The 16,980-nt window shown below is 51.1% G+C and carries 9 protein-coding genes; 6 read left to right on the top strand and 3 right to left on the bottom strand.

Annotation, left to right across the window (positions count from 1 at the left end; translation table 11 throughout):
* The first annotated feature begins 246 nt into the window (after positions 1-246).
* Positions 247-579, top strand: a complete 333-nt coding sequence (locus DEF47_RS22895; protein ID WP_287045358.1) for an MGMT family protein — start codon at positions 247-249, stop codon at positions 577-579.
* Positions 580-757: 178 nt separating this feature from the next.
* Here DEF47_RS22895 and DEF47_RS22900 read toward each other — a convergent pair whose 3' ends face one another.
* Entirely contained in the window at positions 758-3,502 is a 2,745-nt protein-coding gene (locus DEF47_RS22900; protein ID WP_012191860.1) for a glycoside hydrolase family 13 protein, read from the bottom strand.
* A gap of 278 nt (positions 3,503-3,780) precedes the next feature.
* Positions 3,781-9,042 carry an alpha amylase N-terminal ig-like domain-containing protein gene (locus DEF47_RS22905; RefSeq protein ID WP_012191859.1) on the bottom strand — a complete coding sequence of 1,754 codons (5,262 nt, stop codon included), beginning with the start codon at positions 9,040-9,042 and terminating at the stop codon, positions 3,781-3,783.
* Positions 9,043-9,842: 800 nt separating this feature from the next.
* On the opposite strand from DEF47_RS22905, the gene DEF47_RS22910 reads away from it, so the two are divergent.
* The 5 genes from DEF47_RS22910 (at position 9,843) to ubiE (ending at position 16,527) form a co-directional block, all read left to right on the top strand.
* A complete protein-coding gene (locus tag DEF47_RS22910; RefSeq protein WP_012191858.1) occupies positions 9,843-11,693 on the top strand; it encodes a glycoside hydrolase family 31 protein in 1,851 nt (616 codons plus the stop codon).
* A 45-nt stretch (positions 11,694-11,738) separates the two neighbouring features.
* Positions 11,739-12,464: a metal-dependent hydrolase gene (locus DEF47_RS22915; RefSeq protein ID WP_012191857.1), complete on the top strand. Its 726-nt coding sequence runs from the start codon at positions 11,739-11,741 to the stop codon at positions 12,462-12,464.
* A 427-nt stretch (positions 12,465-12,891) separates the two neighbouring features.
* Positions 12,892-15,225, top strand: coding sequence for an RNA-binding domain-containing protein (locus DEF47_RS22920; RefSeq protein WP_012191856.1), 2,334 nt, complete (start codon positions 12,892-12,894; stop codon positions 15,223-15,225).
* Positions 15,218-15,817, top strand: a complete 600-nt coding sequence (locus DEF47_RS22925; RefSeq protein WP_012191855.1) for a UbiX family flavin prenyltransferase — start codon at positions 15,218-15,220, stop codon at positions 15,815-15,817. The genes DEF47_RS22920 and DEF47_RS22925 overlap by 8 nt, the downstream gene beginning before the upstream one ends.
* Positions 15,817-16,527 (top strand): bifunctional demethylmenaquinone methyltransferase/2-methoxy-6-polyprenyl-1,4-benzoquinol methylase UbiE, encoded by a 711-nt coding sequence (ubiE, locus tag DEF47_RS22930; protein WP_012191854.1) that lies wholly within the window; start codon positions 15,817-15,819, stop codon positions 16,525-16,527. The genes DEF47_RS22925 and ubiE overlap by 1 nt, the downstream gene beginning before the upstream one ends.
* A gap of 108 nt (positions 16,528-16,635) precedes the next feature.
* Here ubiE and DEF47_RS22935 read toward each other — a convergent pair whose 3' ends face one another.
* Entirely contained in the window at positions 16,636-16,842 is a 207-nt protein-coding gene (locus DEF47_RS22935; RefSeq protein WP_041304855.1) for a helix-turn-helix domain-containing protein, read from the bottom strand.
* Between the last annotated feature and the right edge of the window lie 138 nt (positions 16,843-16,980).

Genomic DNA, 16,980 nt, shown 5'->3' on the forward strand with positions numbered 1-16,980 from the left:
ATTTGTTTCGCCACCCTTCCGTCCCTCCGCTGGAGGGAAACGCCGGGGGTTTTCATCCCCCGGCACCCCCTAAATGGCAATTAGTGGTCAACAGTAATTCCTTTATGAACTTAAGTATTCTCGTTCGCCCTGCTATATTGACCTTCGTGTGCTTCGTGTCCTTCGTGGATCAATCTTAACCCTGACCCTTCGTTCGTGCTATTTTGTGCTAAAGTGCTGATAGCAGATCTATCAGTGAGCAGGTCGATGAGCAACGAATTTTTGACGGCGATTTATCAAACACTCAAGCAAGTGCCAGCAGGCCGGATTGTAAATTACGGGCGGTTGGCTTTGGCAGCGGGCTACCCTGGCTATGCACGAGCAGTGGGCAAAGCTTTGCATGCCTTAGATGAGCAATATCCTGATGTGGCTTGGTGGCGGGGGGTCAATCGCGAGGGCCGAATTTCGACCAATTGTCCAGTACATACGGCAATCGAACAACGCCAACGCTTAGAAGCCGAGGGGATTGAGTTTGATCAGCGTGGCTATATTAGCTGGCAACGCTTTGGTTGGCTCGAAACTAGCGAACTGGAGTTTTGAATTCCCTCGTTCCCTTTCTTTCAAGGGTAGACTTTTAACGATGATTGGTTGGGATTTGGTATCGATTGGCATGCCCTCACCCCCTAGCCCCCTCTCCCGCAGAGCGAGGCGAGGGGGAACCATTATATCAAAGCCCCTCGCCCACCGCAGTGGGAGAGGGGTGGGGGTGAGGGAACAATTACTTCACCAGCACCACGCCCGATTGGGCTGCGACTGGCAAGGTCAATTGGCCGTTGCTAACGGTGTAGCTGCCACCATTCAAGACATCGGTCAAGACTGTGCCATTGGCTAAATGGCTCACATTAACTGTCGCAGTTTGGTTGGCCGTGCCGTTATTGAGCACTACAACTGCCTCTTGCGTGCCTTTCCAGCGGCGATAGCCATAAAGTTTGCTGGCATCGTTGACCAACAAGGTTGCAACATCACCACTGCTGAGCGCTGGATAGGTACGGCGTAGCGCGATCAATTTCTTGAAATGAGCATACATCACCGTATCGGGGCTACCACCTTTATCGGCCCAAGGATAGGTGCGGCGGTTGTCGGGATCGCCGCCACCAGTTACCCCAACTTCGTCGCCATAATACACCGATGGCGCACCTGGTAGGGTCATTTGCAACAACACCATCAATTTCATGCGGGCTTTGTCGTCGTTGAGCAAGCGCAAGGCGCGAGTTGAGTCGTGCGAACTGACTAAGTTCATCATGCCAAACCATGGGCTAGCAGGCATTTGCGCACGGAAGGCATTGTAGCTACTGTCGAATGAGCTAGGTGCATTGCCATTGGCGAAGCTCACTGCCCAATCACGGAAACAATAGTTCATCACCGAATCAAGCTCGTTTTGGTTGAGATAGGCACGATATAAGCCCCAATCACAGCCGCCCGTAACTTCGCCCAGCAATAAACTTTCGCTATCGCCATAACCATTTTTAACATAAGGCCGCATATCGCTCCACCAAGCGTGGGTGATATCTTGGGCTACATCGAAGCGCCAGCCAGCGATACCCCGTTCGAGCCAGAAGCGGGTTACTGATTTGCCATTGGGGCTTTGAGCGCTGCCATCGCGATAGAAAAATTGCTTCACTGGGTCGTTTTCGATAAATTCAGGGATGGTTTCATAGCCATACCAACCCTTCCAGCCCCAACCGCCAACACATGGGTACGAGCCGCTGGTGCCAGCTGAGCCTTGGGTGAACCAACTGCGGTAGGGCGATGAATCCGATTCACAAGCGCCGTTGATGCCTGTCCAGCGGTCGGTTTTATAGCCTGGATAACCTTGAAGATAAATGCTATCCATGCCAGCGTGGTTGAACACACCATCAAGAATCACTTTGAGGCCTTTGGCATCGGCGGCGGCAATCATCTCGTCGAATTTTGCCAAATTGCCAAAGCGTGGGTTGATACCATAATAATCGTTGGTATCGTAGCCATGGTTCGATGAAGCATCAAAAATCGGGTTGAGATACAGCACATTAACGCCAAGGTCGTTAAAATAACCAGCATTGATTTTATCGACAATGCCTTGCAAATCGCCACCATAAAAATCGATGCCATAGCCTGGGGTGGTTGGCGTTTCATTCCAATTGCTGTGGATCGAGGCCAAACAGTTGGGTGCACCTGCACCGCTGTAGCCGTTGCAGGTGTTTGGGCCGTAGACCCGCACATTATTGAAATTGTTGCTGCTATCGCCATCACGGAAGCGATCAGGGAAAATTTGATAGATCACTGCATCTTGCAGCCATGTTGGTACGGCATAATCTTGCGGTGGCGCGGGAACTGTACCCAGCTTCCACGAACGATCAAGCGCGGTGGCGCTCCACACGCCTGGACCTGTGTTGCTGGTGTTGGCAACCACATAATAGCCAATTGTCGAGCCATCGGTCAGCTTAAATTGATACCACTGATCGGTTGAGCTGCTGGGGGCTGGTACGCTGGCTTGCCACATGGCGTAGGTTCCATCATTGCTTACCACAGTTAATGGATAGCTGAACGATGGTTGGCTGAATGGTGCGCCAGTTAACCAAACCGATAAACTCACAGCGCTAACATCATTACTACAAGTGCGCAAACGAATGCTGGCCGATTGGCCTGCTTGCAGCGAACCAAGCGGGTCGCGATACACGCTGTTGGTGCTATCGTGGTACACCGCACTGCTGATAATTGTATTGTTGCCAACCGCTGCGCCGCTGCAAGCCCCCGATGGTGTTGCTGAAACTGTGGGAGTTGAGGTGTTGGTGGCAGTCGCAGTTGGGGTGCGCGATGGCGTGGGCGTAGCGCTGATAGTGCCAACCGGGGTTGGCGTGCGCGTGGCTGTAGCGCTGGGAGTGGCGGTGCGGGTGGCGGTTGGGGCAATTGTTGGAGTAGCTGTGGGCATACCGCCGCTTTGCACCGTAAAACTATAATCATCGGGATCATAGTTTGCGCCACGTACATGCTGGCCGCGTGGATTGGTGTAGCTGCCATTTTGGGCTTTGAGTAAGGCTAAAACGCTGCCATCATACACCCGAACCCGATAATACACGGTTGAGCCAGCAGCATGCGCTGGAATTGTGCCACGCCACAGATCGTAGCTGGTGCTAGCGGTGTTGCGGAAACTGGCAGTCAGCGTTTTGACTTTGCTCATCGCTACGATCTGCTCGGTTCCGTTCCAGTAGCGAATTTGGGCGCTGGTTAGGTCGCCAGCCAGCGCTAAGATTGAAATTTGGACATTGGTGGTTGAAACAATTGTGCCATTGACTTCGGCTTGTTGAAAGCTGAAACTTTCGCCTGGCACAAGCTCAGTGCGAGGGTTGGCGCTGGGAGCAGCATGATACAGCTCATCCCAGTGCACATTATTATCGCCAGCGGCAACCGACTTCGGGTTTGGCAACAAGGCCAAGGCCAACAGTACCAACGCGAGCAATCCGCCAAATCGTTTGTTTCGCATTAATGACTCCGTTTACAGCGTTGTTAGAGTATTTGTCGTGAAACACCAACGTTTCAGATAGGAGCCGTGCGCCAAATTTTAGGCACACCAAACCTAGCGTCGAACGCTCGGCTACCTATGTTCTCTGTTGGTGCTCGCAACGATGGTGGCCTAGACCATCCTCACAACGACCAACAGAGCCTCATGCGGGGCGGTGCAAAACGGGGTATCGCGATGGCTAGGCCATCAACAATACCCCGACACCATTATCGGTATTCAATTAGCGGGCAAGCATGAAATTAGTTTGAACGTCCAACGATTGGTAGGAAGATCTTGAGAATGTCCCTGCCAACAGTGAAGCGCACAACGTAGCGTTGTTGCATTGGCGATGGATCACCAATCACCCGCCGTACATTGAATGCGGTTAGCGTGTAGGTTCCATTTGGCAGTGGTGCTGCGGGGATGAAGCTGAAGGTTGTTGGGCTGGTAGCGACCACTGTTCCGGCTACGGACTGATTTTGGGCATTGGTCAAGACCAATACTTGGCTGATTGGGGTTGTTGTTGTAACAACTTGCGACCATGTAATTGCTGGTTGCACTGTTGGCGCAACTTCAACGGCATTGTTGGCAATTGAACTACTGCTGACCAAGGGGTCTCGCCAGGCTTGGACGGCTTTGCGGTTATCGTCGCCAGTGCCCCAATTGGTGTCAGTATCATCAACGATGAAATGGCCGTTGTTGCCATATTCAATGGTTACGCGACGATTGGTGAAGGCCTCGATTGTGCCCCACGATTCGACTCGCTCCCACGCGCCACGAGTGTATTTATACTCCAAGGCTGTGCCTTCGAGAATTTGTTTATTGAATTCCCATGTATCGGTCAGCACGCGTTGCATGATTTGACCATTAGCCGTCCATGCGCCGTTGAAGACTGTGCCATCGTTGCCAGCGATATAAACACTTTCGTTGGTTGGGGTTTCAACTGGCACTTTGACGCGGAAGGTTACGTCAATCACTCGTTGCTCAGCGCGAATCGAAACGCTATTCGAGAATTCTGATTGATTGAACGAACCGTCAAGCGCCTTCAATTGATAGGTATAGGTAATGCCTGCGGTTACTTCGGTATCAGTAAAGATCGTTGTTGGGTGCAATACCGAGGCAATCGCGTTGCCATCGCGATACACATCGTAGCGATAGGTATCGTTAGCGCTTGAAACATCCCAGCCAATCACAATTTGCGAGGCTGAGCGTCGCACTTCGCGAAGATTCAGCGGCGCGGTCGGTGCTGTCGTATCGCTGCTCGCCGCAACAACCAAACTGGCTGCCTGCGCTGGCGAATAGCCATTATCCGAACCATCAAGATCGGCGTAAATCCAGCTTGTGCCGCCGTCGGTGCTATAGCGATAGGCTACATCGAAGGTTCCGACGCTGCTTGGCAATAGATTGCCCACATATTCATCGTTATTGCCATTTTGTACGTTGAAATTGGCATCAAACCATGTCCAGCTAGCAGTGTTGGGCTGCGAGCCATCAGGGCCATAGCCAACTTCGGCCAAAACGCTTGGCGTTGCTCCAACTTCGCTGGTTACACCTGCGATATACACCTGACCATAAATATTAGTGGTTGGGTTGGTAATGCTGATTGTATGGTTGATTGTGGCGGGGAATTGCAGGTTCGACCAGTTGATTACATAAGCTGGCAAGCCCGAAACTTCGTTGCTCGCGGTGCTTTCCAAGCCATTGCGTACTGCTTTGACAATGTAGTAGTAGCGTTGACCTGGCGTGAGATCTGCGCTGCTGAAACTGGTGCTGGTGGTATTGCCGACCAACTCGTAGCCACCGCCGCTCACGATTGAGCGATAAATGTTGTAGCTTTCGGCGGTTGCAACGCTGTTCCAGCCAAGCTCGATGCTTTGTGACAGTTGGTTGGTCACTTGCAAGTTAGTTGGCGCAGCAGGAGCACTCATATCAACGCTATCAGGTGTTAGCCAAATGCCAACGCTTTGTGGTGCAACGCTGAAGGTATAGGTTGTAACATCGGTCGCTGGCAATAGGCCAGTTTGGGTCAATGGCATGGTGCGAGTCAGCACTGTGCCCGTTGGCACGTAGCCAGCCAAGTTTAGTTCGATGCTATGGGCTTGGCTATCGCGGTTGAACACCACAATTGCCGCACCGTTTTCATCTTTACGGCCATAAGCCAAAACTTTGTTGGCATCGTTGGCGGTCATCACATCGAACGAGCCTGTGCGCAAGTAGCTATAATCGCGGCGCAATTGGCCGAGCCGTTGATAGGTTGCCAACAAATTAGTGTCGGCTTTGCGCCATTCGGGCAAGCTGTTGTAGCCTGCTTGGTCAGTCCATGGGTAGGGCTGGCGGTTGTAGGGGTCGTCGCGTGGTACATCGAAACCATAGCCAGTTAAGCCAACTTCATCGCCATAATAGATGGTTGGCGCACCTGGCAAGGTCATTTGCAAGGCAGCAACCAACGACAAACGATGCCGAGCATCAACAAAATTATCGACTGGTTGGCGATCGTAGCCAGTGCCAGTAAAGCCCAACTCGTTGAGCACATGCACCGCCCGATTGGTATCGTGGCTATCGATCAAGTTCATAGCCGCGTTGTAGGCTGGCTCTGGATAATCCTCGCGGATAGTTTCAAAACTGTTGACAAATTGGCTAGGCAAGAGCGGATCGATCTCTTGGCCGCCGTCGTTATCGACCCAGCGGGTATCGCGTAAGAAGCCCAAAACTGCGCGGCGATAGCGATAGTTCATGGTGCTATCGAATTCATCGCCAAGCACCCGATCACGCACATCGCCTTCGCTCCAGGTTTCGGAGTAGAGCACAGCATCGGGATTGGCGGCTTTCATCACGTCGCGCCAGGTTTCAAAGAAGGTTGGGTTGACCCCAATCACATCGGGCACAACGTCGATGCGCCAGCCATCGGCTTTGTTGGTGCCATCGACCCAGTAGCTAGCGGTGTTGGTTGGTAAGTTGGGGTTGCCGCCAGCCGTACCAAACCAATAGGCCATCACTTCGGGATGATTGGTGTTGATTTGGGGCAAGGTGGCTACGCCAAACCACCCACGATAGTTGGTATCGCCAGCACAAACGCCTGTGCCTGGCTCGGCGGCTGGCTCAAAGAAGAACCATGTGCGATATGGGCTGCTGGTGCTTTCGCATGCGCCAACTTCAGCGTGGCGACCAAAGCGATCGAAGAAGGGGCTATCGCTGCTGACGTGATTGGGCACGCCGTCGAGCACCACCGTCATGCCACGGCCATGGGCATCGGCAACCAAATCGTCAAAGGCTTGTTGCCCACCAAAGGCTGGGTCAACTGTGCGATAGTTGCGGCCATCATATTTGTGGTTGGATGGGCTATCGAAAATCGGGTTCAGATAGAGCGTAGTTACACCCAAATCTTGTAAATAATCGAGTTTATCTTGGACTCCATTCAAGTCGCCGCCATACATGGTGCTGCTGTAGGTTGACCACCATGGGTTATTTTGGTCGGTGAATGGTTCTGGATCGGGCACGATCGAGTTCCACGGGGTAACTGGGAAGCGATGGCCGCGCTCAGTTGGGTAGAACCAACCACGCCCTGGATAGGTGGTATCGGTTGCCACCCCAGTTGGGTCGTTGCTTGTATCGCCGTTGCGGAAGCGCTCGACAAAAATTTGATAAATTGTGGCGTTTTGGGCCCATTCAGGCGTGGTAAAGGCTGGGTCGTAGATATAAATGTTCCACGAGCGATCAGCGCTGGCGTTGACCACTTCGCCTAAACCACCATCGAAGCGATTATCATCTTCATAGAATAGGGTCGTCGCGCCATCTTCGATAATAAAACGATAATAGACCACGCCCAAAGCAGTTTGAGCTGGCATGGTGTATTCCCAATAATCGTACATTTCATCACTGGCCACCTTGGTCATGCGTTGAATGCTTTGACCATTGTTAGCAGTGTAATACAAGCGAATTCGTGCTTGATTGATATCGTGGGCGGCGGTGCGCAAACGCAAGTTAACCGCTTGGTTGAGCGGTGCAGCGCCAAACGGTACGCGATAGAGCGATTCACGGCTGTGATGTTCAATTGCATCACGATTGATCAAGCCATCGCCAATGACAGAATCGGGCACTTGGCCATCACGTTGCGGCGTAATTGCCACGCGGCCAGTGCGATTATCCAAGTAGAAGACGACAGTTTCATTGAGATTGGTGGTGGTAAAGCCGATGGGTGCGGGATCGTTGGCATCGAAGACCCGACCCTGGGCATTGTATTGCTCGACCCATGAGCCAGTGCGGGTGAATTTGGCAGCATAATCGCCTGGTGCTGCAATCGTGTAGTGCAACACAAATTGATTTGGGGCAATTTGGATCATTTTGGTAGCTGGATTATTGTTGCTCCAGCCTTGGAATGCACCAACCACCGTGAAATCATTTGATGCATCGATTGCATTGACCACATTTTGAGTTGGTAGTAAATCCCAGCCGTTATCAGCAGCGTGATTATTGCTATCGAACAATAATTTTACCGTTTGATTTGGTTGGTCGGTGTAAATCCAAGCGTTAGCAGCTGGGAAGGCGGTCGCCCAGTTACAGGCATTGACCTTCCATTCGTAGGTGCCAGCGGCTGGAATAACAACATCGAGGCTGAAAACCCCGTCGCCGCTCACTAAGTCGCCTTGGGTTCCGTTATCAACCAAGGGGCTGCCAGTTTCTTGCCATTGTGGGGTTTGATAGGTACCTGGAGCACACCATGGGCCTGCATTGCCAGCGGTTTGCGGGCGAATCGTCAGGCGGCTCGTGTTGGTATCAAGCAAAAATACCACCATTTGTCCGGCTTGGGTGGTGGTAAAGCTGATGTTGCCTTGATCGGCGGCGCGGCCAACCCCAGTGTATTGAGTTGTCCAATCGCCAGTGTGCACAACTTTGCCTTCATAGGTACCAGCGTTTGGCACCGTATAGGCCAAGTAGTACCAACCATTGCCGAGGCTTGTCATTGCGGTTGCTGGGTCGTTGTTCGTCCAAACTGGATTTTGGAACGAACCAACCGCTGTCCAGCTAGCAAAATCGCTATCGTAGGCGTGAATAATATTGTTGCTTGGCACGCCATGATTGCCAGCATTGCTGCTGTAGTTATTGGTATCGAGGGTCAATTTGACGGTTTGATTGGCTTGGGTGGTGTTCATCCAAGCATTAGGGCCAGCGGGAACTGAAGTTTCCCAACTGCCACAAACAACCGCTTTCCATTCAGAGCGGCCAGCAGTTGCGATCTCGACATCTAAAGAGTAGATGCCATCGCCAGCGACTAAATCGCCGTTGAGACCTTCGTCATTGGCAGGTGTTGCAGCATTGTCCCAATTTTGGAACCCGCCAGCAAAACACCAATTGACTTGAGCATTTGCAATAGTTGGGGCTTGATTGAGCGCCAGATCAAACGTGGCAGGCTGGGCCGCGACCACAGGTGTTTGTTGGCTGAACGTGGGGATCATCAACGACAACAGCATAACGATCAGCAGCATACGGCTGATCAGGCTCCGACGATGGGCAGTGTCACGCATGGACGGCTCCTTTGGTAAGGGGTTTTATTTGAACTGCGTTGTCCGCGATTTGTTGTGTCGTCAAACAAACTTTGTTGGTGCTGCGATCATAGCCGACAGCCAATACTTTGTCAACTGAACGAACGAGGTTTTAAATAAAGTAAAAATATTTACAATTATATGTAAAATATAGTATTTAGAAGGGATAAAATGAGGATTATTGTTGTGGATTATGTAATTTCAGCGAAGTTTCAAGCACATGAATTTTGAGCAAAATTGCATGTTTCACGTGAAACGTTGTTTGATCCACAAAGGGCACGAAGGATTGAAACCGCGAAGGACGCGAAGAGCACGAAGCACTAAGCTATGAATTGCATAAAGATTCTTTTAGCCACAGATTGCACAGATTATTTTGATTATTGGTCTATGCCTCACGCCTCACATGCTCATCTCTGTTAGAATTTCATCCCTAATCCCTCATAATTCATCCTTTGGCTCTCTGCGCCTCTGCGTTAAATCTAGCCCCTGATCCTTGGCCCCTTCATCTATGCTCGATACTCTTTGTTCTATATGTACTGGTTCATAGCATTAAGAATGACCAGCATGCCCTCACCCCCTGCCCCCTCTCCCGCCCAGCAGGCGAGGGGAATCGCGCTCGCAGTGCTCCCCTCGCCCGCCACCGTGGGCGAGGGGGTGGGGGTGAGGGAACGAATGAACCATTACATCTATGTTCTATGTTCTATATTCTATGTTCTATGTTCTATGTTCTTCATCCCCAACTATAATAGCTGGTAACATATTGATCGTTACGTGAGGCGTTTATGGCATACACCCTCGAATCAACAGGCTTATTGGTATTTCAACGTGATGACGAAGAAGTTTTGACGATTCAGCCCTACTTGCAGGCTTATGGCTCGCAGTTTGCCGCATTAGGTGTACAAACCAAGCCTGATACGGTGCAATACACTAGTTTCGATAACCAGACCTTTGAGCTTAATCTTGAAACGACGGCAACCGGCTATCAGTTGGTGTTTCACGTGAAACATCAGGTTGCTCAAATTGGTTTAGCAATCGGCGTACAACCAGCAGGCTCGTGGTATGGTATGGGCGAACGGGTGATTCAAAGTTGGCCGCTCAACTTGGCTGGTGTGCAAAGCCAACCATTTATGACCTATGATCACGCCAATGATGGCACACTCAATATTGTTACGCCAGCCTGGATTGGCGCGAATGGCGTGGCTTTTATCGTGGCCGAAGATACAGGCCCGTTGCATGTCACAATCGATAGCGATCCAGCAGGTGTGATTCGGCTGGTGCAGTTTCCTTCGCCAACCCCATTTGGCGCGGGCTTGGATGGCAGCGAAACCCATTATGAAGGCACGCGCTTGGTGCTCGATCTACTGATTGCTGAAAATGTCAGCGTTGCCGCTCAACACGTCATTCAACAATTGGGCTACCCCAAGGCGGCTCCACCCTTGGCAATGTTTAGCAAGCCAATTTGGACAACCTGGGCACGCTATAAAATGGATATCGATCAAGCTCAAACGCTGGCGTTTGCCCAAGAAATTATCGACCAACAGTATCCATATTCGGTGCTAGAGATCGACGATCGCTGGCAAACTGCTTATGGCGATTTAGAATTCGATCGGCGCAAGTTTCCCGATCCCAAGGCTATGGTCGATCAATTGCATCAGCTTGGCTATAAAGTAACCTTGTGGATTCCACCATTTTTCGATCCAAAGAGCGCGGCTTTTGCTGAAGCTACTGCTAATGGCTATTTGGTCAAACATCCCGCCAACGATCAACCGTATTTGACCCGTTGGTGGCAAGGTTGGGGCGGTTTGTTGGATGTCTCGAATCCTGCTGCCTTGGCTTGGTGGCAAGCAGGTTTGGAGCGCTTGCAAACCTTGTATGGCATCGATGGTTTTAAATTTGACGGCGCTGAAGGGAATTTTCTACCCGCCGAAGCCAAAACCCATCTGCCGATGACTCCCAACCAATATAGTGATCGCTATGTGGCTTTTGTGGCCAAATCGTGGCAATGGACAGAGGTACGAACTGGTTGGCGCTCGCAACAGCAACCAATCTTCTTCCGCGAATGGGACAAATGGAGTCGTTGGGGCATGGACAATGGCTTGCATGCGGTCGTTACCCAAGCGCTTGCGATGAGCGTGATCGGTTATCCCTATGTGCTGCCCGATATGATCGGCGGCAACGCCTATAACGGTGAATTTCCCGAGCGCGAGTTGCTGATTCGTTGGACGCAAGTCACGGCATTATTGCCAGCGATGCAATTTTCAATCGCGCCATGGCAGTACGATGTAGAAACCAGCCAGATTTGCCAGCGCTATGCTCAATTGCACGCTGAGCTAGAGCCATACATTGCCGAATTGGTGCAAGCGACCATCACCGATGGTACGCCTTTAGTTCGGCCTTTGTGGTGGCACTATCCCGACGATGCCAGCACGCGCTTTATTGGTGATCAATGGTTGTTTGGCGAGCAATACTTGGTTGCGCCAATGCTCCAAGCCAACCACTACCAACGTGACATTTATTTGCCTGAAGGTGGCTGGCGCGATTATTGGACTGGCGAGAAATTCGAGGGTGAAACCTGGCTCTACAATTATCCTGCGCCCTTAGAAACCCTGCCGTTGTTCGAGCGGCTGTGGTAGAATTTTAGCGAGTAGTTGTATTTTGGTGTGCAAGGAGATTATTTCATGGCCAACACAACCATCACTTGGCTTGGTCACGCCAGCTTTTTATTTGTCACGCCCGAAGGCAAACGGATTGTGCTTGACCCTTGGTACGAGGGCAATCCTAGTTTTCCTGAGTCTGCCAAAGCCGAACTCGAACATGTCGATGCAATTTTGCTCACTCACGGCCATATGGATCATACTGGTAACGCTATCACGCTGGCGCAGCAAACCAAAGCACCGGTCGCTGGCATTGTCGAACTGATTGGCTGGGTGCAAGGCCAAGGTGTCGATGCGACACAATGTATTGGCTTCAACAAAGGTGGTTGTATCGAGCTTGCTGGCATCAAAGCAACCTTAACTACAGCGCACCACAGCAGCAGTATCTCCAGCGGCAGTATTTCGCTCTACTTGGGCGATCCTTGTGGCTTTATCCTCGAATTTTCCGATGGCTGCGTGGTGTATCACACTGGCGATACCTGTGTTCACGGCGATATGGCTCTGATGGGCGAGATTTATCAGCCGAATGTGACCATTTTGCCAATTGGCGATTTTTATACTATGGGGCCACGCCAAGCCGCGCATGCACTCAAATTAATTGGCTCCAAATTTGCTATCCCAGAACACTATGGCACATTCCCAGCCTTGCATGGCAACCCCGAGGCGTTGCAGAGCGAATTAAACAAACTTCAGCTCAACACCGCAATCGTTGCGTTGCAACCTGGCGAAGCTTGGACTTACCCAGCCTAAATGTTTCCCGTGAAACATTTAGCAGTTTGATTAGACAGCGTACTCTTATGCAAGGGTACGCTGTTCTTTTTGGGCAATGCTTGGCCTAACTTGTGAAACATATGCGCAATAGTCCTCGGTTGCTTAACATTGAATTAACGTTAATGCCTAATTTGGCTATGTTATGCACATTTCCCACAGCTTTTCCACATTAGCAATTAACTAAAGTTATCCACATGCTGTGGATAACTTCTTGATAACTAAGCCAAAATAGCGAGAAATTAATGGTTTCACGGGAAACAGTAGAACATATTTGCGATCGATTGGTCAATTTTAAGTAAATTGCTGCTCTGAGCAGATTGAGGTATCATGACGGGCAAAATCGGCTTGAGAAGTCGAGAGTTTTTGGCGAAATAAAAACATTGATCTTGATGGAGTAAAACGGAAAATGACCTTTAGCGATGAGCAGGTATCTGCGGTTTCCGAGCGATGGATGCGTTTAGATTTACATATCCATACACCAGCATCTGAAGATTATGCTGAACCAGAGGTAAGTTATCTCGATATTTTGCGGGCTGCTGCCGCCCACCAACTCGATATTATTGCCTTTACCGACCACAATACGATTCGCGGCTATGAACAATTTCGCGATGAACTGGCCTTACTCGAACGTTTTGTCCAAGCCGATCGCTGTACGCCCGAGGAGCGCGAACGCTACGGCGAATATCAACAATTGCTAGCCCAATTGACGGTGCTGCCTGGTTTTGAGTTTACGAGCCATTATGGCTCACATATTTTGGCGCTTTTTGCCCCCACTACCCCATTAAGTGTGCTCGAAGCGGTCTTGTTGCAATTGGGGATTCCCGCCCAAGAATTAAAAGCTGGCTCGTGCTCTATCTCCAACACCAAACATGTGACCGAAGCCTACGAAATTATTCATCGCGCTGGCGGGATTGTGATCGCCGCCCATGTCAATGCCCATGCGGGTGTCGTCAGCGAGTCAATTCGCTTTGGCAATAGCGGTCAATCACGGGTTGCCGCCACTCAAAGCCCCTATTTGCACGCCTTAGAATTTGTACATTTCTACGCTTCGCACGAGAGCTACCTCAGCCCAAATTTTTATAATGGTCAACATACCTATTACGAACGGCCAATGTTTTGCATCCAAGGCTCCGATGCCCATCGTATTAGTCGAGCTGATGCCGATGATCCAGAAAGCAAAAAAGTCTATGGCGTAGGCGATCGCTATTTCGAGGCCTTGTTGCCCGAAGCCTCGTTCGATGCGCTCAAAGCTTTGTTCAATAGCAAGCAAATCGATAAGGTTCGCGTACCACGCCGCGACCAAAAGCAATGGGAGATTGATAACGTGCGACTGAATGGCGATTCGCGCCACTTAATTGCCCGTCCGGCAACCGAGGAGTATTTGGCGCAAGCTTGGCACGATATTGCCGCCCTCGCTAACGCCGATGGTGGGGTTTTGTTAATCGGGACTGATGGTGAGCAAACTGTCTCGCCAACCGTGATTAGCGAGCAAATTAAGCACCTCGTAGCCCAACATCTTGATCCTCAACCCAGCCTCAGCCTAGAATTAATGCAATATCAAGAACGTGATGTGGTGCGGGTCGAAGTTAAAACTGATGAATTACCGCCCTACGTCGCGAGCAATGGCACGGTCTATGTGCGCCGCGATGATCAAACCCATGTTGCAAATCGCGAAGAATTATTGCAACTCGCCCGACGAGCCTTAGTTCGTAGCACCATGTCACCACTCGATAATGGCGAAGATTTGGAATTGCCACGCTCTGGGGTCGAGATTGTTAGCGAACAAAAGCGCAACGCAGTTTGGACCTATGAAGTACGTGATTTGCGCACCACGACTGGGGTTGAGCGGGATCGTGCCCAAGGCTTGTGGGCGTATGCCATCGCTCGCCACGAAGAATTGCGCGATGCCAAAATCGACCTCAACGAAGATGTGCGTTGGTACGGGCGGCTCGGCGTGTGGCGTACCTTCCAACAAGGCAATCGCACCAAATACGATCTGATTCATCGTGATGCCTCAGGCGTGATCGACCATATTTTCTATGGTGTTTCCGAATGGGGGCTTGGCGAAGGCTGGCGTTCATTGCTTGGCATCAACGATAATTTCGGCGTTGATCTGAATGTCAACGATGATCATGCGCCGATTAGTACGCCACGCGGCTTTACTGCGCCGATCGACGATGAGCAAACCGATGGCGAAGACGATTGGATGCCTTGGGGCGATCGCAAATATCGTTGGAAAGGCCGTGGCGGGCTTTGGCGCATTTACGGCAACGATGAAAAAATTCGCTTTGATCTAGCCATGAAAAATAAAGAAGATGAAGATTTCCAAACCTTCAACGATGTAACTCGCGCCAAATTGACCGAAGCATGGCTCAATTTGATTCGCGTCAAGCCGCCAACTACTGGCATCGAAGTTGTGGCGATGGAAGAAAGCGATTTTGGCCGCTCGTTCCGCTTCCGCAATTTGCGCAGCGGCGAGGTCAGCGACCCATGGCGCGACCAAGATCTAGAACAAGGCACAGTTCGCGAATATGCTGCACGCATGTTCCTCGAAGATTTGCCAATCGACGAAGCCTCGGTGCGTTGGTGGGGCAACATCGGCTATATGCGGCCAATGCGTTCACAGGTCGATCTGGTCTATCGCGATGAAGATGGCGTTGATCATATCTACTATGCTGCCCGCCGCGAGGAACTTGAAAACGAATGGCGCGAATTATTGGAGCTATGGGACGATGAGTAAGCGTTTGCCAGTGGTAGTTGGGGTTAGCGGCGCGAGTGGAGCGGCCCTTGCCGATCGGGTGATCGAGCGCTTGATCGCTTTGGAACACCCGATTGAGTTGATTGCTACTTCATCAGCTCGGATCGTTTGGCGACAAGAACAAGGCTATCCTTGGGCTGAGGCCGTGGCGCGTTGGCAGGCTTCAGGCCTGATTACCGAACATAATCCCAATAATCAAGCGGCGACGATTGCTAGCGGCTCGTATCCTGTCTATGGCATGCTGATTGTGCCCTGCTCGATGGGCACAGTTGCCGCCTTGGCGGCTGGTTTTGCCAACAATTTGCTGCTGCGGGTGGCCGATGTAACGCAAAAAGAGGGACGGCGCTTGGTCGTCGTCCCGCGTGAAACGCCGCTATCGAGCGTGCATTTGGAAAATATGCTGCGTTTATCGCAACGCGGCGTGCGACTTGTGCCGCCAATGCCCAATTTCTACGCTCGCCCAACCACGGTTGCCGAGGTGGTCGATTTTGTGGCGGCTCGCGCCTTAGTCGCCTTGGGGCTAAGCCCTGAGCTTGATAGTAACCAGCAATGGGCTGGCTTGGAGCTTGAATAATGTCAGTTTTGCCACAATCCGATCAGAAGGCGGTCTATGTCAATGCCATGTTCACAGCAATTGCCCAACGCTATGATCTGATGAATCGGCTGATGACGTTTGGGCTTGATCAAGGCTGGCGGCGTTGGGCAACCAAGCGGATCAAACAGCCGCAAGCGGCGTGGGCTTTGGATGTTGGCTCGGGCACTGGCGATTTTCTGCCGATTTTGCAACAAGCCATGCCCCAGCTCAGCGTCGTTGGGCTGGATTTTACCTTAGCGATGATGCAGGCTGGCCAAGCCAAACGCGAGCAAGATACGCTTGGCCATAGCTTTATCAACGGCGATGGTATGCACTTGCCCTTCGAGGATGAAGCATTCGATATTGTGACGACAGGCTTTGCCATGCGCAATATTGTGGATATTCGCCAAGCATTTAGCGAGATGGCACGGGTAACCAAGCCAGGTGGCAAATTGGCCTGCTTAGAAGTTGCGCGGCCTAAAAATCCCTTGGTACGTTGGGGGCATCAGTTCTATTTCAACAATATTGTGCCGATTATTGGCAGCCTTGTTGGCGGCAACAATCGCGCCTATACCTACTTGCCCCAATCAGCTTCGATCTTTCCGCAACCACCTGAGCTAGCCCAGATTATCGCCGAATGTGGCTGGCGCGATGTGACTTGGAAGCAACTTGGCTTTGGTGCAGTTGCCGTGCATATCGCTACGAAATAATGTTGTGGGCAGCGATGTTTAAGTTCTCAGCAGCTTGAATTAAACAAAAACGCTGGATTCTTAGCGAATTCAGCGTTCTTGGTGTTGTCTGCAAGGATATTTTGGAACTTAGGCTGCACTTGGGGCAAATTGGCGTTCTTGCTCCATTTCGTGTCGTGCCGTCAAAATATTCTGAATCTCGTCTTCGGAAATTCGCCAGCCACGCCCAAGTTGATACGAGCCAATCAACTTTTTGCTAACCCAACGCCGCACGGTATCTTCGGAGAGCTGCATTAATCCGGCGGCTTCTTCGATTGAATAATCATGGGAACGCATATGCGCCTCCTCTAGATAGCTCATCGTTAGAATCCACCACATTGGGGTTCGTTGCCACCGTTGGCATAGCCATACTATAGCACAAGATTATTAAGCACCTGTTATGCAAACTACACAAAAAACCGCCTAAGCACTTGG

It is taken from the genome of Herpetosiphon sp., from assembly GCF_003512625.1.
In the GTDB taxonomy this organism is placed as follows: domain Bacteria; phylum Chloroflexota; class Chloroflexia; order Chloroflexales; family Herpetosiphonaceae; genus Herpetosiphon; species Herpetosiphon aurantiacus.